Annotated in this window: 18 protein-coding genes; 16 read left to right on the top strand and 2 right to left on the bottom strand. The window is 59.0% G+C overall.

What is annotated here, in order from left to right; translation table 11 throughout:
- The first annotated feature begins 3 nt into the window (after positions 1 to 3).
- The 9 genes from GJT30_13640 (at position 4) to GJT30_13600 (ending at position 9579) form a co-directional block, all read left to right on the top strand.
- A complete protein-coding gene (locus GJT30_13640) occupies positions 4 to 711 on the top strand; it encodes a phosphatase PAP2 family protein (protein ID MSM40652.1) in 708 nt (235 codons plus the stop codon).
- Between the two features lie 61 nt (positions 712 to 772).
- Positions 773 to 1621: a CBS domain-containing protein gene (locus GJT30_13635; protein ID MSM40651.1), complete on the top strand. Its 849-nt coding sequence runs from the start codon at positions 773 to 775 to the stop codon at positions 1619 to 1621.
- 6 nt (positions 1622 to 1627) lie between these two features.
- Positions 1628 to 3223 carry an apolipoprotein N-acyltransferase gene (gene lnt / locus GJT30_13630; protein ID MSM40650.1) on the top strand — a complete coding sequence of 532 codons (1596 nt, stop codon included), beginning with the start codon at positions 1628 to 1630 and terminating at the stop codon, positions 3221 to 3223.
- 17 nt (positions 3224 to 3240) lie between these two features.
- Positions 3241 to 4357 (top strand): peptide chain release factor 2 gene (locus tag GJT30_13625; GenBank protein MSM40649.1). Its coding sequence is split into 2 segments (ribosomal slippage): positions 3241 to 3309 and positions 3311 to 4357, totalling 1116 coding nucleotides; the frame shifts between segments, so codons are not numbered across the junction.
- Between the two features lie 76 nt (positions 4358 to 4433).
- Complete coding sequence (locus tag GJT30_13620; protein MSM40648.1) at positions 4434 to 5222, top strand: peptidoglycan-binding protein; 789 nt, start codon at positions 4434 to 4436, stop codon at positions 5220 to 5222.
- A gap of 285 nt (positions 5223 to 5507) precedes the next feature.
- Entirely contained in the window at positions 5508 to 6752 is a 1245-nt protein-coding gene (locus GJT30_13615; protein MSM40647.1) for a DUF1015 family protein, read from the top strand.
- Between the two features lie 32 nt (positions 6753 to 6784).
- Positions 6785 to 7246, top strand: a complete 462-nt coding sequence (locus tag GJT30_13610; protein MSM40646.1) for an FKBP-type peptidyl-prolyl cis-trans isomerase — start codon at positions 6785 to 6787, stop codon at positions 7244 to 7246.
- Positions 7200 to 8261: a DUF4140 domain-containing protein gene (locus GJT30_13605; GenBank protein ID MSM40645.1), complete on the top strand. Its 1062-nt coding sequence runs from the start codon at positions 7200 to 7202 to the stop codon at positions 8259 to 8261. Before GJT30_13610 ends, GJT30_13605 begins: the two co-directional genes overlap by 47 nt.
- 28 nt (positions 8262 to 8289) lie before the next feature.
- A complete protein-coding gene (locus GJT30_13600; protein MSM40644.1) occupies positions 8290 to 9579 on the top strand; it encodes a hypothetical protein in 1290 nt (429 codons plus the stop codon).
- A 101-nt stretch (positions 9580 to 9680) separates the two neighbouring features.
- Here GJT30_13600 and GJT30_13595 read toward each other — a convergent pair whose 3' ends face one another.
- Entirely contained in the window at positions 9681 to 11678 is a 1998-nt protein-coding gene (locus GJT30_13595; GenBank protein ID MSM40643.1) for a HAMP domain-containing protein, read from the bottom strand.
- 396 nt (positions 11679 to 12074) lie between these two features.
- Between GJT30_13595 and GJT30_13590 the strand changes: the two genes are divergently transcribed.
- Positions 12075 to 12479, top strand: a complete 405-nt coding sequence (locus GJT30_13590; protein MSM40642.1) for a response regulator — start codon at positions 12075 to 12077, stop codon at positions 12477 to 12479.
- 257 nt (positions 12480 to 12736) lie between these two features.
- Positions 12737 to 13429, top strand: a complete 693-nt coding sequence (locus GJT30_13585; GenBank protein ID MSM40641.1) for a cytidylate kinase-like family protein — start codon at positions 12737 to 12739, stop codon at positions 13427 to 13429.
- A 66-nt stretch (positions 13430 to 13495) separates the two neighbouring features.
- Here GJT30_13585 and GJT30_13580 read toward each other — a convergent pair whose 3' ends face one another.
- A complete protein-coding gene (locus GJT30_13580; protein MSM40640.1) occupies positions 13496 to 14419 on the bottom strand; it encodes a response regulator in 924 nt (307 codons plus the stop codon).
- 517 nt (positions 14420 to 14936) lie between these two features.
- On the opposite strand from GJT30_13580, the gene GJT30_13575 reads away from it, so the two are divergent.
- The 5 genes from GJT30_13575 to GJT30_13555 all read left to right on the top strand — a co-directional run bounded on the left by GJT30_13575 (position 14937) and on the right by GJT30_13555 (position 19567).
- A complete protein-coding gene (locus GJT30_13575; protein ID MSM40639.1) occupies positions 14937 to 15668 on the top strand; it encodes a hypothetical protein in 732 nt (243 codons plus the stop codon).
- A 118-nt stretch (positions 15669 to 15786) separates the two neighbouring features.
- On the top strand, positions 15787 to 16125 hold the full coding sequence (locus GJT30_13570; GenBank protein ID MSM40638.1) for a P-II family nitrogen regulator: 339 nt from the start codon (positions 15787 to 15789) through the stop codon (positions 16123 to 16125).
- A 35-nt stretch (positions 16126 to 16160) separates the two neighbouring features.
- The gene (gene amt / locus GJT30_13565; protein MSM40637.1) at positions 16161 to 17624 is read left to right on the top strand and encodes an ammonium transporter; all 1464 of its coding nucleotides are present in this window, start codon (positions 16161 to 16163) and stop codon (positions 17622 to 17624) included.
- 254 nt (positions 17625 to 17878) lie between these two features.
- Positions 17879 to 18604 carry a sensor histidine kinase gene (locus tag GJT30_13560; GenBank protein ID MSM40636.1) on the top strand — a complete coding sequence of 242 codons (726 nt, stop codon included), beginning with the start codon at positions 17879 to 17881 and terminating at the stop codon, positions 18602 to 18604.
- A gap of 168 nt (positions 18605 to 18772) precedes the next feature.
- Positions 18773 to 19567 (top strand): inositol monophosphatase, encoded by a 795-nt coding sequence (locus tag GJT30_13555; protein ID MSM40635.1) that lies wholly within the window; start codon positions 18773 to 18775, stop codon positions 19565 to 19567.
- The last annotated feature ends 1 nt before the right edge of the window (position 19568 follow it).

The following is a 19568-nucleotide window of genomic DNA, read 5'->3' as shown; positions in this document are numbered from 1 at the left end:
ACTTTGAAACCAACGCGATTCATCGACTCGGTTAACTGCGCCATCGAGGGGATCCTCCATACCGCGCGGACGCAGAAGCACATGCGTCGACATTTTCTGGCAGCGCTGTTCCTGTTGCCGCTGGCCCTGGTCCTCGGGATCACCGAGGTCGAATTCATCCTGCTCTCCATTTCCGTCTCGTTCGTGCTGTTTGCCGAACTGATGAACACGGCAGTGGAGGTTGTGGTGGACATGATCACCCCCGACTACCACCCCATGGCCAAGATCGCCAAGGATGTGGCCGCGGGTGCCGTGCTGGTGGCAGCCATCGGCGCGGCGGTCATGGGCTACCTGGTCCTTTCGAAATACATTTTTCCCATTTACAAGGAGGCTCTCGGCGTGGTAGGTAACCCTTCCGAGATGGGGACGCTGGTCTCCCTGCTGGCAGTGGTGATCGTCGTGGTGATCCTGAAATCGATTGGCGGCAAGGGTTCCCCGCTGGAGGGGGGGCTTCCCAGCGGCCATGCCGCAGTCGGCTTTTCCATCGCGACGGTCGTGACCCTCTCCACACAGGACCCGCTCATATCGCTTCTGACCATTGCCCTGGCGGTGATGGTATCCCATTCCCGCCTGCTGCTGCACATCCACTCCACGCGGGAAGTCGTGCTCGGTGCGTTGACCGGAGTGGGCGTGACGCTGTTCATCCTGCTGCTGTTCCGCTATTATCATTAGTCATTGGCGAAAAAGCCCGGCAGTGGCCGGAGAGTAGTACCTGATCGGAGGTTGTCGTTCATTGGACGAGGGTGGTAGTAAACGGAAATCCGGCATGTGGGATCAACTGAACCGGTTTCTCTCCGGTCGGCGCAAGGTGACCGAGGAAGAGATCCATGAATTGATGGATGCCGGCGAAGAAGAAGGGATCATCAACGAAGAAGAGAATGCGATGATCCGCTCCATCTTTGCCTTGGGCGACACCGTGGTGCGTGAGATCATGGTCCCCCGCACCGACATGGGGTGTATAGGCCTCGATTCGCCGGTTCGCGAGGCCCTCGATACCATCATTGCCTGCGGTCACTCGCGGATACCGGTCTTTGAAGGGACCATGGACAACATCGTCGGCATCCTTTACGCCAAGGACCTGCTGAAGTACTGGGGGATGGACGAGGAGTCCATATCGCTCAAGACCATCATGCGGCCGCCCTTCTTCATCCCCGAAACCAAGAACCTGGAGGAGCTGCTGCAGGAATTCCGCAAGAAGAAGGTGCACCTGGCCATCGTCATCGATGAATATGGCGGCACCTCGGGGCTGGTAACCATCGAGGATCTCCTGGAGCAGATCGTTGGCGATATCCAGGACGAGTACGATGCCGAGGAGGAGCGACTCGTTGAAGAGCCCGGCGGTTCGGTCATCGTCGACGGACGTCTCCCCATCGAAGACCTGGAAGAGCACTTCGGCATAACGGTCGAGCGGGAGAAATTCGATACGGTGGGGGGCTATGTGGCTCACCTGACCGGCAGTATCCCGGTCATCGGAGAGGTGGTAACAGCGGATCGTCTGCTGATCACCGTCCTGGCCGCCGACGAGCGTCGCGTCATCAGGCTCCGGGTCGATCGACTCAGGGAAAACGGTAGCGAGGCCTAGCGGACCGTGGACTCTCTGCAGCAGAAGATTGCGCCGGTCGCCGAGCGGTCACGCCACGCTTATTCCCTGGCAGCCCTTTCCGGAATTCTCCTTGCGCTCTCTTTCCCCACGCCGGGCCTGGCTCTCCTTGCCTGGGGCGCCTTCATCCCGCTCTTCTGGGCGGTCAGCGGGGCAAGCAGGCGACAGGCGTTCCGCTGCGGCATGATTACCGGCATGGTTGCCTATACCGGTATCCTTTATTGGCTCAATATCGTCATGACCACCTATGGCAAGCTGCCATGGGTGGTGAGCCTGCTGTTGACCCTGGTCATGGCTGCCTATCTCTCCCTCTACCCGGCCATCGTCATTGCCCTGGTCAGGGGGGGGGAGTCGGCAGGACTGAGCCCGCTCTTCACCTTTCCCGTGGCCTGGGTGGGGTTCGAATATCTGCGTGCCTTTGCCCTGACTGGGTTCCCGTGGGCGAGCCTTGCCTACACCCAGTATCGGACCCTGCCGCTCATCCAGATTGCTGATATGACCGGGATTTACGGCGTGAGCTTCCTGGTTGCGCTGGCCAATGTGGCGCTCTACCGGCTTGTCAGAAGCCTGGTGAAGAACGAGCCGCTGGCGCCGGCCATCCGGGGCGCGGCGCTGGTGCTGGGCGTGGTCGTCGCGGTTCTCGGCTACGGGGCGTATCGCCTCAACATCCCGGAGCAGGGCGCCGTGGTCAAGGTGGCGCTGGTGCAGGGGAACATCCCCCAGGATGTGAAATGGAACCCTGCCTTCCAGGAACAGACGGTGCAGACCTACGAGCGGCTGTCACGGTCGGCTGCTGCCGCATCGCCACAGCTCATGGTCTGGCCGGAGAGTGCCCTGCCGTTCTTTTTCCAGACCGAGCCTCAGTATGCCGCACGGGTCACGGGCCTTGCCCGTGAGCTCGGGAGTTCGCTGGTGGTGGGGAGCCCGGCCTTTGATCGGGATGGGGGCAAGATCCACTACCTGAACAGCGCCTTTCTCATCGGTCCTGCAGGCGAGGTCCTGGGGCGCGGCGACAAGCTGCATCTGGTCCCTTTCGGGGAATACGTTCCCCTGGCCAGCCTGCTCCCCTTTGTCCACAAGCTGGTGGAGGGGGTGGGGGATTTTTCACCCGGCCGGGAAGCGGTTCCCCTTGTGGCGCCATTCGGCAAGATCGGCGTGCTGGTCTGCTTCGAAGGGATCTTCCCCGAGATTTCACGGGAATACGTGCGGCTCGGCAGCCAGTTGCTGGTCAACATCACCAACGATGCCTGGTATGGCCGCTCATCGGCTCCGTACCAGCATCTTTCCATGGCGGTCTTCAGGTCGGTGGAGAATCGGGTTCCGCTGGTGCGGGCCGCCAATACCGGGATATCCGCCATCATCGACAGCAAGGGGCATTTCCGGGGGATGACCGGGCTCTTTCAGGAGGCGGTGCTCACCGGGGAGGTTCGCCTCGGCTCGGGTCGGACCCTGTACAACCGTATGGGGGACCTTTTTGCAGGAGCCTGTCTGCTGGCAACGGCCCTGGCGGGGATAGTCATTTACAGAAGATCGCTCCGGCGATCCCGGCTCACGGTCGATGACGACCTCGGCGATGAGCCATAGACAAGGAGACAACACGCATGTTCAGAGATGAGATAGCACGACTGGAGAACCTGGCGGAACGGATCAACAAGCTTCGGGGGTCTCTTTGACGTAGAAACCAAGCGCGAGACGATCCAGGAAATGGAGTCGCGGATTGCCGCTCCCGGTTTCTGGGACAACCAGGAGGTTGCCCAGCAGCTGCTGAAGGAGCGGACCATGCTGGAGAAGGTCGTGGACGCATGGGACCGGTGCCGTCGCCAGGAAGAAGACATCCGGGTCCTGATCGAGCTGGGGCAGGAGGCTGAGGACGAGGCGACCCTGGTCGAGGTGGGGGAGTTGAACAGCCGCCTGGAAAAGGAGGTCGAGCAGGCCGAATTCCAGCGCATGCTCTCCGGGCCCCACGACAAGAGCAACTGCTTCTTTTCCATCAACGCCGGCGCCGGAGGGACCGAGTCCCAGGACTGGGCCGAGATGCTGCTCCGGATGTATCTCCGTTACTGCGAGCGGAAGGGGTGGCGGACCGATATCACCGATTACCAGGCAGGTGACGAGGCCGGGGTGAAAGGGGTGACCTTTGCCGTATCCGGCGAATTTGCCTACGGCTACCTGAAAGCCGAGGCGGGCATCCACCGTCTGGTCCGGATCTCCCCCTTTGACAGCAATGCCCGGCGCCATACCTCCTTTGCCTCGGTCTTCGCCTTTCCCGAGATTGCCGACGACATCGACGTGAAGGTGGTCGAGTCAGACCTGCGGGTGGATACCTACCGCTCCAGCGGTGCCGGTGGCCAGCATGTCAATACCACCGATTCGGCGGTGCGGATCACCCATATCCCCACCGGGATCGTGGTTGCCTGCCAGACCGAGCGGAGCCAGCACCTAAACAAGGCCACGGCGCTCAGGGTCCTGCGTGCCAAGCTGTATGAAAAGGAGGTGCAGGAGCGGGAGGCCCAGGCTGCCGAGATATCGGGCGAAAAGAAGGAGATCGGCTGGGGGAGCCAGATCCGCTCCTATGTCCTCCATCCCTACAAGATGGTCAAGGATCTCCGTACCGGGGTGGAGACCGGCAACCCCGATGCGGTGCTGGACGGCGACCTGGAAGAGTTCATCGTCGCTTTCCTCATGGGGGTCCGCCGCAACGTGTCGGCCGACGACTGAAGGCTAAAACCTTCCGGATCGGCAGCATGCGGATGGCAATCCGTTGCTTAGTATGTGTATAAAGGTTGTTCATGATATGAAGCGTATCGTACCCATCATCTGGCTGCTCTGCTGTCTGCTCGTCTGCGCGGCACCCGGCTGCGCCACCCAGCATCGGCTGGCTGACGGCACCTCGCGGGGGATTACCCGGGTCGGCCATTCCATCCAGGTGGGGGCGTTCCGCGAGGTGAAGAATGCCGAGCGGCTCACGGCCCGTCTGCAGGAGAAAGGGATCGAGGCGTTCTATTTCCGCAAGGACGACGGTCTCTATGCGGTCCGCTTCGGTGATTTCCCCAGCCGCGAGGCTGCCCGGCAGGAGGCGCGGAAACTGGTGAAAGAGAGGCTACTGACCTTTTTCTTCATCGCCTCCCCGCGCGAACAGGTGCTGAAGCAGGGGCAAAGAACAGAGATCCACAAACCGAGCGCACCTGTGAGCGTGAAGAAACCGTCCGGTGATATGGGCGGGGTTGCGGCCCGGACTGCCGAGCGGTTCGTCGGCATCCCCTACCGCTGGGGGGGGGATACCGTGGTGGAGGGGATGGACTGCAGCGGTTTTGTCCGGGCGGTCTACAATCTCTGCGGGGTCAATATCCCTCGTACCTCGCGGGAGCAGTTCAGGGTCGGCGAGGGGGTTGGCAGGGCCGATCTGCAGGACGGGGACCTGGTCTTTTTCGGCTCGTCCGAAGAGAGCATCAACCATGTCGGTATCTATGTCGGTGCCGGCAAATTCGTCCATGCACCGAGACGCGGGGAAGAGATCAGGGTTTCCGCACTAGATGAGACGTATTTTGCCAAGCGCTTCATGGGCGGGCGGCGCTATTTTTAGCCAGGTTGTTGAAAAACAGCCATCTCGCCGCCGTCCTCGAAAGCCGCCTTGTGCGGCGTGGCGCTGCCACGCCTCCGCGGGGCTTTCTGCGGGTGCGACGATCTGACTGTTTTTGAACACCCTGAATTTTTCAACGACTCTTTTGGAAGGCGCCGCCCGGATCGCCACATTTCGGGTATACTTTTTCTGCAACACGCATCGATCTCAACCGAGTCGCCAGGCGCCGGGATGCCGAATCCGGCCCCGCAGCAGTCATGCGCGAGGTTCAGATGAAACGAGGACTACATGGCAATCATCAAACCCTTTAAAGCGGTCAGGCCGAAACGGGAACTGGCACACCGGGTCGCCGCACCCCCCTACGATGTCATGGACGCAGCCGAAGCCAGGCAGATGGCAGCAGGCGATCCGTACTCGTTCCTGCATATTTCCCGACCCGAGATCGATCTGCCGAACGATACGAACCTCTACAGCGAGCCGGTCTATCAGCAGGGGCGGGAAAATCTGGCAGCCTTTCTCCGCCAGGGCATCCTGGAGCAGGATTCTCAAGACTGTTACTATGTCTACCGCCAGCAGATGGGGAGCCTGACCCAGACCGGCCTGGTCGCCTGCTCCGCGGTGGACGACTACCAGGGGGGGATCATCAGGAAGCACGAACTGACCCGCGCCGACAAGGAAGAGGACCGGGTTCGCCACATCGACTTCCTTGATGCCAATGACGAGCCAGTCTTTTTCACCTACCGTTTCGATCCGGCCATCGCCCGGATCATCGCCCATGTCACCACCATGGTCCCCGAGTACGATTTCACTGCCGACGACAACGTCCGCCACACTTTCTGGATTCTGCAGAATCCCGATGAGATCAAACGGCTGACCGAACTGTTTGCCGCTATTCCCGTCCTGTACGTGGCAGACGGCCACCACCGCAGTGCCGCTGCCAGCAGGGTGCGGGATATCAGGTCTTCTGCCAATCCGGCGCATACGGGAAGCGAGGAGTACAATTACTTTCTGACGGTCATCTTCCCGGACAGCGAGATGCATATCATGCCGTACAACCGTGCGGTGCGCGATCTGAACCGCCTCAGCATCGCCGAGTTCATGGCCAGGGTGGCGGAGCACTTCGAGATCACGCCGGTCTCCCGGCCGGTGGAGCCGCCCGAGCGCCATCAGTTCGGTATGTACCTTGCCGGCAAGTGGTATGAGCTGGCAGCGCGCGAAGACTCATTCGATGCTGAAGAACCGGTGGCGCGGCTCGATGTCTCCATACTGCAGGACAACCTGCTCAATTCGGTTCTCGGCATCCGCAACCCCCGCACCGATCAGCGCCTCCATTTCGTGGGGGGGATTCGCGGCGTTGAAGAGCTGGAGCGGCTGGTGGAGAGCGGCGAATATGCCGTGGCGTTTTCGCTCCACCCCACCTCCATCGACGAACTGATGGAGCTGGCCGATGCTGACCGGATCATGCCCCCCAAGTCGACCTGGTTCGAGCCAAAGCTGCGGTCGGGGCTCTTCCTCCATCTGCTCGGCAATTGATCTATCTTTGAGAATGGGAAAGGAGTTGTAAGGTGCGTGGTCTGGAGAAACTGATAGTCGCGCTGCTTGTGGCGGTGGCAATCGCCATCCCTGCATGCGTTCAGAAAGAGGCGAAGGTTGAGACGCAGCAGGCGGCAGAGGCGGAGCCGGGCATGACCCGGACCCCCAGCGGGCTGGCCTACAAGGAGCTGCGGCCGGGCAACGGCCCGCTTCCCGTGCGCGGCAAGATGGTGAAAGTCCATTATACCGGCTGGCTGGAGAACGGCACCAAGTTCGACAGCTCTGTGGACCGGGGTGAGCCGTTCTCATTCGCGGTCGGCGCCGGCGAAGTCATACCCGGATGGGATGAAGGCGTTCTCGCCATGAAAGTCGGCTCCAAGCGCCGACTGGTCATCCCGCCCGAACTCGGCTACGGTGCTGCCGGAGCCGGTGGAGTGATCCCCCCCAATGCAACACTTGTTTTCGATGTCGAACTGCTTGATGCCGCACAGTAGACCGCTGCATGGTGGTGCATCGCCGGTTTCCGGCGTGGCCGCCTCCTGCAGGGTTCTGTTCCTGGCGCTGGCCCTGGTGGCCGTTGCTCTGCCGGCAATGGCCGGCAGCAGGTCGGTCACCTGGTATCTCGATGGCTCAAGGGTGGAACAGGATCTCCAGGTTACCGGAGGTTACATCGAGATATCCCTGCCCGCGGCCGTGCAGGCAGGTTCCCTGCGGGTAAGGCCACGGGGGGGCGCGCGGATCTCAAGGGTGCAGGTGGTGCCGGTCAAGCCCGACCCTGCAGTGGAGAAGGAGCTCATAAGGCTTGCCGAGCAACAGGAATCGCTGCAGGACCGTCTGCAGGCACTGTCGGTGAAGGAGGAGATCTTCAAATCGGCAGCCAAGACCCAGGGTGGAAAGGCGCCGCGCCGGACCCGCACCAACCCCGAGCCGCTGACGGCCATTCGCGAAGGGACCGATTTTGCCATCAATCGCCTGGAGGAGGTCTACCGGGCCAAGCGGCGGACCGAGCGTGAATTGAAGGGGCTGGAGAAACGGCAGGCAGCGCTGCGACAGAAGGGTAACGGTTCCGGCTCGATGGCCAGGATCTGGCTCGCCGGCAGGCAGGGACAGGTGCAGATCTCCTATCTCACGTCCGGCGAGGGCTGGCAGCCGCGCTACGATCTTCGTATCGGCGGGGCAGAGGCGGAGATCGCCAGTTGGGCGGATCTCCCGCGTCAGGAGAAGGGGGCTCGTGTCTTTGTAGTCCCTGTCCGCCTGGCCGAAGCCTCCACAGCCATGGCACCGCTGGCCGTGGGGAGGGCGCCTCTGTCGATCAGCAGGTTGCCGGTTCTGTCCCACCAGCAGGAGCCTGGCCTGCAGACCGTTCTGACCGTTGTCGTCAGGAACGAAACCGGGACGTTTCTTCCCGCTGGCACGGCGAGCGGTTTCTGGAACGGGGAATTCCTCGGCGTCGCACCGTTTTCCGGCGCGAAACCGGGCGACAACCTGAAAGTGACCTTTGGCCGTTGATAGCGGGCTTGACAAATGGTTGAGCGGTATGGTCAAATCCGGTGATTCTTCAGACAACCGAACAACGAGGTATTCCATGCAGCGTACAACATTTTTCTCCAGACTGAGCCGACTGGCCCTGCCGGTCGTTGCAGCCTCTCTCCTTGCCGCGTGCGGCGGCGACACCTCAACCTCTTCCACCACCTCGATCCTGCCGACCACCTTCTACGCCCACAATGCCGTGTTCGTCAACAACACGACCCTCTACACCTGGGGGAACAATGGCGCGGGTGAACTGGGGAGGACCACGGGGAGCGCCCTGGTGCCCGGTTTCGTCCTGAAGTTTGCTAATTACAGCGCCGGCAACGGTGTTTCGCTGGGGGCAAATCATACCCTGGCCTTCCAGAAGTACAGCACAATCCGGGCTTTTGGCTACAACGGCTACGGTCAGCTGGGCAACGGCACTACCACCAACAGCACGACGCCGGTTGCGGTCCGCAAGAGCAGAACGACTGCCTCGCTTTCCGGGGTCACGGCCGTTGCTGCCGGCGGCTATCATAGCCTTGCCCTGGATCGGAACGGCAACGTCTGGGGATGGGGGAACAACACCCTGGGGCAGCTGGGACGCGGGGTGTTCACCAATTTGAGCACCATGACCGCTGAACGGGTGATCGAAGAGGGCGGGTTGGAGATCGCCGGTGTGACCAAGGTCGCTGCCGGGGGGAATTACAGTCTGGCGCTGCTCAATAACGGCTCCGTCTGGTCCTGGGGGTACAATGCCCTGGGGCAGCTGGGGGTTGGCGACACGGTGAGCAGATTCTACGCAGTGCCGATCACGTCCCTGAGCGGCGTGGCGCAGATCGCTGCCGGCGGCGGCCATGCCATGGCGCTGCTCAATGACGGCACGGTCTGGGCGTGGGGGTACAACTACTACGGCCAGGTGGGGGACGGCACCACCCTCAACCGTCTGACGCCGGTGCAGGTAGTTGACATAAATAATAACCCGCTCACGGGGATCACCTTGATCGCTGCCGGTCTGGACCATTCCCTGGCCTACAACGGAGCGACGGGCACGCTCTACCTCTGGGGCTACAACAGTTTCGGCCAGCTGGGGCTTGGCGATACGACAACACGCTACAAGGCCACGCCGATGACGGTGACGCCTTTCCTCGGGACGACCGACTTACCCTATACCCGACAGCTGTTTGCCCTCGGCCATTACAGCCGGGTGCGCAAGAGTGACGGCACCTGGTGGGCCTGGGGGGAAAACTCCAGTGGCCAGTTGGGGAACAACACGATCACCAACAGCTCAACCCCGATACGGATAAACGGCCTGTAACCGGCCGTACCGATCTGAACGGTGCAACAAACAAGAGGCGGCCCATGCATGATGGGTCGCCTCTCTTCGTTTCGACGGCTGGATGCAACCGACCGTCCGGTCTATGTCTCTCCCAGGGTAAAGAAGAAGGTCGCCCCCCTGCCCGGGGTTCCTTCGGCCCAGATCCTGCCCCCGTGACGGGCGATGATCCGCTGGACGGTGGCAAGGCCGATTCCGGTGCCGCTGAACTCCTCGTCCGTGTGCAGTCGGGAAAACGGTTTGAACAGCTCGCCTGCCAGGCTCATATCGAATCCGGCCCCGTTGTCCTGCACGTAGTAGACGGTTTCCCCCCCTTCGTTGCGGGACGCAACGGTGATCCGGGCCTCTTCGCGGTGCGTCGTGAATTTCCAGGCATTGCCCAGCAGGTTTTCCAGCGCCAGCCTCAGCAGCTGTTCGTCGCCTTGCACGGCCATCCCGTCCTCTATTTCCATAGTAATTTGTCTGCCAAAGGATCGTGCGTTGAGGTCGGCGGCGATATGGGTGGCTAGCAGCGTCAGATCGACACTGCCATGGCCGATCTCCTTTTCCGTTATTCTCCCCAGCTTCAGCAGTGCATCGATAATGGAGGACATCTCGGCGGCGCTCTCCACAATATGCTGCAGTGATGTTTTGACCGCAGGAGGAAGAGAATCACCCTGTTCGAGCAGTATCAACTGGCTGTAGCCACCGATGGCGGATAGGGGGGTTCGCAGGTCGTGGCTGACCGAAGAGCTGAACAGCCGCAGATCTGCGTTGACTGTGGCGAGCTGGGCGGTCCGCTCCTGCACACGCTGCTCGAGCTCCGCATTGAGTTCCTCCAACTCTGTCCGCGACCGCTGCAGGGTGTCGGTCATGGTATTGAAGGACGCTGCAAGACGGCCCAGTTCGGTGGAGGGGGGGAGATTGATGCGGTGCCCCAGGTCTCCTGCGGTAATGGCGGAGGTCCCTTCTTCGAGAGTGGCGAAGGTCCTGAAAATACCTCGCAGGGAGGCAATGAGGGTGCCGATGACCAGCAGGGCGCCGGCAAAGACGAGACCGATCCCCTGCCAACCGGCGAGAGAACTCAAGCGCTGGATATCACGGGTACCGATCTCCAGCGACGTGTGGATGTTGGGGATGAGCCCCTCTTTCATGAGTTTGTCGATGACCACATCGGCCTGGGCAGCAGCCTTGTCGATATTTCCCACCTGTCTGCTCAGCATGGCCTGCTGGCAGAGCACCGTAAACTGTCGGTACTGCCGCTCCAGCGTCAGCGCTTCGGAAAGGAGGCGGGTGCCACTGGCGTCGCCAAGATCCACGAGTGTCCGCGCAGCACGTCTGAATTCGATGAGCGATGCCTGGGTCTCGTTACCTGACCAGCCAAAGGGGCGCAGGGTGGAGACCGGCGAGCTGATATCGTCCATCAGTTCTCTGGCCTGCTTGTTGATGCCGGCATTGATCCGGCTGACCGCAATCACCGAATTGACCGTGGCCTGGGTCCGTTCCAGAATGCGCAGCGCTTGGTTGCCAAACCAGGGGAGCCTTCCCAGTGTCATGACCAGGTAGTGAAATTCCGTCTGTACCTCGGAAACACCGTCTTCCAGTGCGTCATCGATGCCGCTGAGGAGCGCTCCTTCGTTGACCTTCAGCGAACTTTCCGATAGAAGCAGGCGGGCCTCTTTGTGCTTTCCCTGCAGATTGAGGTCGATGACTTCCTGAGCGAGATCCTGCCATTGCGCATGAAGTTCCCGCAGTTCGGTCAGTTCCTTGAGGTCGTCTTCTTCACCCGGGACATTCAGTTCGCGCTGGAGGGTAACGGCTGCTTCCCAGCGGCTGAACCCCTGCTCGACAATGGCGGCGGTTTTTTTGAAATCGGACTGGGAGCTCTCTGCATGGGGGCCTGCGCTGTCGATGACCTCTTTCATCTGGCGTGTCATCCCGGCACGGGTTGCGGCAATCCCTTCAAGGTACATGATGGATGGTGACAACCTGCGTAACTGGTGGTTGACGCGCAGGGAACTCCAGCCGAGATAGCCGACGGTGATCAGCATGACGGCGATGACGAGGAAAAGTGCTATGAGGAGGTTTGTTTTGATACGCATGGGGCCAGACGTTATCAACTATGGAGTGATCTGTGTCTACGAGTCTGTGGCGAGGATCGGGTCATATTTTCGCAAGCACCGGCTCAGCAGTTATTTTCAGACGACGACACTGCAAGATCCGTCTGGAAAGCCGTATCGGCATACCTTCTGCTGCAGAGGGTCATCAGCACGTATCAGACAGTTTCCAGCCGTTTACAGGGGGAAACATCAGAAATTCATATATGGAAGATAGCCTCGTGCTCAAAAAAAGGCTAGCATTTTTTCTTAAAATAGTTCATTAAAGTGGCATTCAGGTTGAATCTGTGGGCGCTGATGTTTTTTAATGAGTTTGGTCGACCCTGTTCCGGTCCGGGCCGATCATGATATGTTTTTCCGGCTTAACCGCGGGGGGGAGCGATGAACATCAAGCCGATCCTTCTGGTAGAAGACCAGCCCGATGATCAGTTTTTGACGCTGAGAACACTGAGGAAGCTGAAAATTACCAATGTAATGGTCGCCAATGAAGGTGAAGAGGCGCTCCGCTTTCTACAGGGCGATAAAAAGCAGAGAGAGGAGCCGCCGGTATTGCTGCCGTCGTTGATCCTCCTCGATCTGCGGATGCCGAAGGTCGATGGATTCGAATTCCTGGAGGCTCTCAGGTCTGATGAGCGGATCAAAGAGATTCCGGTCATTGTCCTTACCTCCTCTCCCCAGGAAAAAGACCAGACCCGCTGCATGCAGCTTGGGGTCAAGGCGTACCTGAACAAACCTCTCGATGTCTATGCCTTTGACCGGGCCATGCAACAGATCGGGACGGCATAACGCCCAGCCGCATTTCATGACCCGGCGTTCGCATGTACGGCGTTCGTAGTCGATACATGGTTGATTACTGGTTGCAAAGACCGGCTGTCGCGTTACGCGGTAGCCGGTCTTTTTTTGGGTTGCAGCCGCAGTCAATTTTCATGAAAAAAGAAAATATGGAAACCTTACTTGACTCCCGGGCAAAACCGCGGCGTAATTGAGGCAGGCACGTGGCAAACGCCCGCCCGCTTTGATTCTACCGTTCCAAGGAGGAGCCCATGCCCTACACACTGATCCCCGCTATCGAACAGAGGATTTCCACGCTTTTGGAGGTTGCCAGGCGCGTGGAGAGAGAGATTGCCACGGACAAGGCCAAGGCGAAACCGAAGGTGACGGTGACCATCTCCCGCGAGTTCGGTTGTGAGGCCTATCCCATGGCCGAACAGTTGAAAAAGCTGCTGGATGCCAAGACCGGCGAAACCTGGGCGCTCATGGACAAGGCTCTCCTGGAGGAGGTGGCGAAGAACCAGAATGTCGCGGAGAGTATCCTGCAGAACCTGGGAGAAAAAGGTTTTGTGGACGACATGATTGCGACGCTCTCCCCCAGGTGGAAGAGCGAGAAGGATCACTACCGTCGACTCTGCCAGTATATCATCTCCCTTGCCAATGTGGGCAATGTCATCATTGTGGGGCGCGGCGGCGCCATCGTGACCCAGTCCATGGAAAACTGCTACCATTTCAGGATGGTTGCACCCCATGACTTCAAGATCCGTTCGATCTCCAAGAGGCTCTCCATTCCGCACAAAGAGGCGGAGGAACTCATCCAGAAAAGGCAACAGCAACGCGATACATTCACCAACAACTTTTTGAACTGCGACGCAAGCGACCCCACCCATTACCATCTGGTATTCAACAACGCAAAGAGCACCACGGACAAGATCGCGGAAACCATTCTCTGTTACCTGTTCTGAGCGAATGGGGGAGATGCTGCGGGATAGGGGGCAGGGTGGGCGTCGGACGGACGGAACTGGAGCCGTCTACCCTGTCCGCTGCAGGGTGCTGAAGTGTATCCTGGAGTCGCTCTGCTGCCGTGCCGTCTGCAGGGATTCCGTGGCTGCCGAGATCACCTCGTCTATGTGCGGAGATCCCTGAAAGGTGACGACCCCGATGGAGAGGGAGATGGTTTCTGCAACGTTCTCCAGCAACACTTGCCTTTCCTCGAGAGCCTTCTGGAGTCGTGAAATGATCGTCGGCATATTTTGGCTGGCGGTTTCCGGAAAAAGGATGAGGAATTCGTCTTCGGTGAAGCGTCCGATGGAGTCGTAGGAGCGGATTGCGTTCCTGATGCACTGCAGGTATTCGCAGAGTGCGTGTTCAGCCAGGACATCACCTGCGTTGCTGCACAACGACGCAAAATTTTCCACCTTGAGTACGGCAATGCTTGCGGAGCCGTTCTTGCGTCGCGTACGGTTCAGCTCTGCCCGGATATGGGCAAGGATCGTGTCGCGGTTCCAAGTTCGCGTGGGAATGTCGTGGGAGATCTGCGCTGTGAGAGCCTGTTGCGCATCCAGGAGCCGCTGCTGCAGTTCCACGATCCTTTTTCCTGCCTCGACCCTTACCTGCAGGTCCTGGGGGATGAACGGCTTGATGATGTAGTCGTCTGCTCCTGCCCTGAGTCCGGCAACGATATCGGTCAGTGACGATTTCTGGGTCAGGATGATGATGTAGGTATAATCCTCTGCCGTGAGCTGATTCTGGCGAAGGCGCCTGCAGATCTCGATCCCGTCGGGATCGGGCATGATCCAATCGAGTACTGCCAGCCGCGGTGCGTCTTCCCCCTGCATGACCTCCCAGGCAGAGTTGCCGTCAACGGCGCATACCACTTCATAGTTCCAGTTTGCGAGCGATCGTTCCAGCAAGTGCAACGAAACAGGATCATCGTCTGCGATTAAGATCTTCATAGCCCCCTCTATGCGGCACAACCCTGGTCGGCCCCTGCGAAATTATTTCCAGTATACCCGTTTGCATCTGGAAATCCAGCATTCGTACTCTCAACGTGGCGATCAGTGGCCTTGCCCCCATCCGGGGGGCCTCTCCCTGCGCGACCGATCACGATCGCCCAGCTATCCGGCACAATGCCTAAAATGTAAGCACCTTGCTGAAGATTACGCCTGGAATCGTCTCTTGTGCTTTTCGGTCTATAACCCATTTTATTGATAACCATCTGATAATTTTGTCGTAATTTTTTTGTGGCATGGAGTGGCACGCTCTATGCTTTTGAGCGATAAATCGTTGATCGTACAATGAAGTGCGATTCGATTCCGGTTACAAGGCAAAGGCGCCTCCACACTATCCGTGGGAGCGCCTTTTTTTATTCAATGCAAAGGAGGAGAGAGAATCGGGGCACCTGAAGGTCAAGTTACAAAGTCGGTAACATTGGTGCAAGTGCACCTAATACATTACAAAGGAGTATAGAGCATGAAAAAATGTATCGTTTTGATGGCTGCTTTATTGACGGCAACGGTTGCTTCAATTGCATCTGCTGAAGACAAGGTTTCTGGTGATGCCTATCTGGGGACCTACAGCAAATACCTCTTCAGAGGCCTGGACTCCAGTGCCAATCAGTATGTAGTCCAGGGTGGGATGGATCTCAGTTACAAGAATATCACTCTGAGCTACTGGACAAATGTTCAGACACGCGGTGCCGGCGTATATAAGAGAAGCGACAATACCGAAACCGACATCACCCTCAATTATGCATTTGCGCCCTTCGAACTTGTTTCGATGAACGTGGGTAACACCTTTTACACCTTTGATGTCCCGGGTGTGAACGATACGAACGAATTGTATCTCAAGGCAACGCTCAATACCCTCCTTGCCCCGACTCTTGCAGTATACTGGGATTGGGACGAGTCAACAAAAAATGGCCTGTTCTACACCCTCTCTGTCGGTCACACCATCCAGGCGATGAAGAATCTCGGTGTCAACCTTGGAGCCCTGGTGAGCTACAACATGGAAAACCCCTCGGCAAGCGCTGCATACAACAATCTGCACAACTACGAGTTGAGCGTCAGTGCAGATTACTCCCTTACTGACCAGATCAAGATATCTCCTTCATACCTCTACTCCAATGCGTTCAACTCCGTTGCCAGAAATGCCGGTGTGAACGATGAGAGCGTCATCGGGATAAAGGCCGCATTCGTATTCTAGCAATGCATTCAGTAGCAAGACGTAACGTCTCCTTCATGTTATGGGGGGTGCAACCCCCCACATTTTTCCGGGAGACAACAACAGACCGTGCCATGTTGCACACAGATGGGAGGCAGGTATGAAACTGATAGAGGCGATAATCAAGCCGTTCAAACTCGATGAAGTCAAGGATGCACTGAATGAAATCGGTATCGAAGGGATCACGGTCTGTGAAGTCAAGGGATTCGGTCGGCAGAAGGGGCACACCGAATTGTACCGTGGTGCAGAATACGTTGTCGATTTCATCCCGAAGGTCAAGCTGGAGATTGCGGTGGCTGACGAACTGGTGAGCAAGGTGGTTGAGACCATCCAGAATACCGCCAAGACGGGCCGCATTGGCGATGGCAAGATATTCATCCTGGCGCTGGAAGAGGCTGTGCGGATCAGGACCGGAGAAAAAGGTACTGACGCGATTTAACCACGAGAAACTTTTACCACGTTTGGAGGTTCACAATGAAAGCGAAACTAACGATTCTCTGGCTTGTCCTGGCCATGGTCCTGATGCTGGCACCTGCTGCGCTCTTTGCCGAAGAAGCAACTCCGGCTGTCCCGACCCAGGCAGCGGTCTCTTCGGCCCAGAAGGCTGATGCTCCGGCTTCGGCAGAAGCCCCGGCGGCACCTGCCGAGGCTCCCAAGCCCGCAACCGTCGATCCGGTGCTCAACACCGGCGACACCGCCTGGATGCTCATCTCATCCGCTCTGGTGCTGGTCATGCTTCCTGGCCTTGCCCTCTTCTACGGGGGGATGGTCCGCTCCAAGAACGTCCTTTCCACCATGATGCACTCCTTGGTGGCGATGGGCATCGTTGGCGTGCAGTGGGCGGTGATCGGCTACAGTCTTGCCTTTGGCCCCGACGCCGTCGGCGGGCTCGTCGGTAATTTCAGCAAGGTCATGCTGAACGGTCTGATCACCTTCAAGGATGGGGCTCCGGTCTATACATTGTTTCAGAATGTGGCGACCGAGCCCGGTGCAGTTCCCGAATACGTATTTGCCATGTTCCAGGGGATGTTTGCCATCATCACCGTGGCACTGATATCCGGTGCCCTTGCCGAGCGGATCAAGTTTTCTGCCTATTGCGTGTTCGTGCTGCTCTGGACAACCTTAGTCTACGATCCGCTTGCACACTGGGTCTGGATGGTTGACGGCTGGCTTTTCAAGAAGGGTGCCCTCGATTTTGCCGGCGGGACGGTTGTCCACCTCTCTTCCGGTATATCGGCCCTGGCAGCAATCATCTTCCTCGGCAAGCGTCACGGCTTCCCCACCGAGCGGATGGCCCCCCATAACCTTCCTTTCACCCTCCTCGGTGCAGGCCTGCTCTGGTTCGGCTGGTACGGGTTCAATGCCGGTAGCGCCATCGCCGGTGTCAATACCTCTGATGCGGCGGGCGGACTTGCCGCCCTGGCATTCACCACCACCACCATTGCACCTGCAGCCGGTGGACTGGCCTGGATGATCGCTGAATGGATTCATGCAGGCAAGCCTTCAGCCCTCGGCTTTGCATCGGGTGTGGTAGCCGGTCTGGTTGGGATTACTCCAGCAGCCGGTTTCGTGCAGCCAGGTTCGGCCCTGATCATCGGCATCGGCGCAGGCGTCATCTGCTATCTCGGTGTGCTGATGAAGGCGAAGCTCAAATACGACGACTCTCTCGATGCATTCGGCGTCCATGGCGTCGGCGGGACCTTCGGTGCAATCATCACCGGTGTTCTGGCGACTGTCGGTGCCACGGGCCTCACCTCCGGTAACGTCGGGCAATTCGTCACCCAGTTGATCGGCGTGGTGGCTGCCGGCGCCTATGCATTCATCGTTACCCTGGTGATAGTCTTCATCCTCGACAAGACCATCGGTCTGCGCGTGGAAAAGGAAGACGAGATCATGGGTCTCGACAATACCCAGCATTCGGAAAGTGCTTACAACTGATTGCATATCAGTGATGCTGTCCAGGGGGCCGCTGCAAAGCGGCCCCTTTTTTATGCAACTCGTCAGGGGCGCTGCCTAAATAATATGCATGAATGCCGGCGGGCGGGAGGCACGCCTCCGTAAATCAGTGTGATTCCTGACTTGTGCATGCTGGCACACCTTGTGCCTCTATACGAGTGACTCTCCCTATCTGGAGATGGGGTAATGAGAGGCGAGGACCAGGCAACATGGATAGGTTAGAGCGTGGACAGGACATGGTAGGCAATCTGGCGCTGAGTGACCGCTTCCTGGAGCAGCTTGCCTATAATGAGAAAATGGCCGAGCTGGGGCGACTGGCTGCAGGGGTCATTCATGAACTCAATACGCCACTTTCGGTCATTGCCGCAGCTGCCCAGTTGATACTGCGCGAGGACGGGCTGTCGGAGAGCGTTGTCGAGCTTGTGGAGCGGATTGGCGGTGAGGCCCAGCGGCTCTCCCAGATGAGCCGTGGTATCCTCTCCTTTTCCCGGCAGGATGGCGGAGGGGGAGACGAGGCAGATCTCAATCTCGTCCTGAGCGATGTGGTGCAGATGCTTGCCTACGAGATCCAGAAGCGTTCGGTGACGGTCCACGAGCATTTCGACCATGATTTTCCGTTGCTGCGCATCGATGCCGGGCGTCTCAAGCAGGTCTTCATCAACCTGATCATGAATGCCTTGCAGGCGATGAACAGCGGCGGCTCCCTCACCCTGCGGACGCTCCAGTCCGATGCGGGGAGCTGTGAAGTGCATATTGCCGATACCGGTTACGGTATTGCCGACAGCGACATCGACCAGATATTTGAACCGTTCTTCACCACCAAGGGGGCAGGGGAGGGGACCGGGCTCGGGCTGTTCGTCACCCGGCAGATCATCGCTGCCGAGGGGGGCGAGATCACGGTCGAAAGCCAGGTCGGGCAGGGCACCAGTTTCATCATCCGTTTTCCCCTGCTGCTTTCCTGACAGGCTGAAAGGCCCGCAGTTGGCCCACCCTCTTCTTGTCGCACTCACTCAGACCGTGTATATTCAATGCGCGGTCAGCCTCTCGGCAACCGCTTCCCATTCATGGCAGGCGGTTTTTCTGTCTGCGCTGCCGGAATGCAAACCAACAGACTCGGGACAGGGGGAATCATGCAGCGATATCTGGCAGTGGCGGTCGATGCTGCACGGGCTGCAGGGCGGTTGCAGCGGGAGAGGCTCGGCAGTGTCATGGCAGTGGCGTTCAAGGGGGAGATCAACTTGGTCACCGAGGTGGACAGGGAGAGCGAGGAGCTGATCGTTGGCATGCTGCGGGCAGCGTGCCCCGATTCGGACATCGTTGCCGAGGAGAACGACTACGGAGCACGGCGGACGAACCTGGCCTGGATCGTCGATCCCCTGGACGGCACCACCAATTTTGCCCATGGCTTCCCCTGGTTTGCCGTCTCCATTGCCCTGGAGGTGGATGGCGAGATCAGGGTAGGCGTGGTCTATCACCCCTGTCTCGACGAGCTGTTTACTGCCGTGCGTGGCGAGGGGGCCTTTCTCAATGGCCGGCGGCTTGCCGTTTCCGACCGCGCCCCCTTGAAGAGCTGCCTGCTGGCAACCGGTTTCCCCTATGACCGGACCTGGGACAATGAGAACAACTTCGACAATTTCTGCCGATTCCAGATGGCAGCCAGGGGAGTCAGGCGATTCGGTGCAGCAGCCCTCGATCTGGCATATGTGGCGGCAGGGAGGCTCGATGGCTACTGGGAGTGCAAGCTGAAGCCGTGGGACGTTGCGGCCGGGCGGCTGCTGGTGGAGGAGGCGGGAGGGCGGATGTCAAACCATGTTGGAGAGGCTTTTTCGATCTACGACCACCGGATTCTGGCAAGTAACGGCCTCGTGCACGAAGAGATGCGAGGTCTGCTCCAGCGGGACGGGTCACGGGGAGTTCCGGTTTAGC

It is taken from the genome of Geobacter sp. (genome assembly GCA_009684525.1).
Classification (GTDB): domain Bacteria; phylum Desulfobacterota; class Desulfuromonadia; order Geobacterales; family DSM-12255; genus Geoanaerobacter.
Note: the sequence above shows the minus strand (reverse complement) of the source record. Positions and strands in the feature narration are given on the sequence as shown.

Bases quoted from the DNA above. Each gene is read 5' to 3' on its own strand.
- GJT30_13595 (MSM40643.1), bottom strand. From the start codon at position 11,678: ATGCGTATCAAAACAAACCTCCTCATAGCACTTTTCCTCGTCATCGCC.
- GJT30_13555 (MSM40635.1), top strand. From the start codon at position 18,773: ATGCAGCGATATCTGGCAGTGGCGGTCGATGCTGCACGGGCTGCAGGG.
- GJT30_13600 (MSM40644.1), top strand. From the start codon at position 8,290: ATGGTCAAATCCGGTGATTCTTCAGACAACCGAACAACGAGGTATTCC.
- GJT30_13575 (MSM40639.1), top strand. From the start codon at position 14,937: ATGAAAAAATGTATCGTTTTGATGGCTGCTTTATTGACGGCAACGGTT.
- GJT30_13615 (MSM40647.1), top strand. From the start codon at position 5,508: ATGGCAATCATCAAACCCTTTAAAGCGGTCAGGCCGAAACGGGAACTG.
- GJT30_13580 (MSM40640.1), bottom strand. From the start codon at position 14,419: ATGAAGATCTTAATCGCAGACGATGATCCTGTTTCGTTGCACTTGCTG.
- amt (MSM40637.1), top strand. From the start codon at position 16,161: ATGAAAGCGAAACTAACGATTCTCTGGCTTGTCCTGGCCATGGTCCTG.
- GJT30_13605 (MSM40645.1), top strand. From the start codon at position 7,200: ATGCAACACTTGTTTTCGATGTCGAACTGCTTGATGCCGCACAGTAGA.
- GJT30_13585 (MSM40641.1), top strand. From the start codon at position 12,737: ATGCCCTACACACTGATCCCCGCTATCGAACAGAGGATTTCCACGCTT.
- GJT30_13590 (MSM40642.1), top strand. From the start codon at position 12,075: ATGAACATCAAGCCGATCCTTCTGGTAGAAGACCAGCCCGATGATCAG.
- GJT30_13620 (MSM40648.1), top strand. From the start codon at position 4,434: ATGAAGCGTATCGTACCCATCATCTGGCTGCTCTGCTGTCTGCTCGTC.
- GJT30_13560 (MSM40636.1), top strand. From the start codon at position 17,879: ATGGTAGGCAATCTGGCGCTGAGTGACCGCTTCCTGGAGCAGCTTGCC.
- GJT30_13570 (MSM40638.1), top strand. From the start codon at position 15,787: ATGAAACTGATAGAGGCGATAATCAAGCCGTTCAAACTCGATGAAGTC.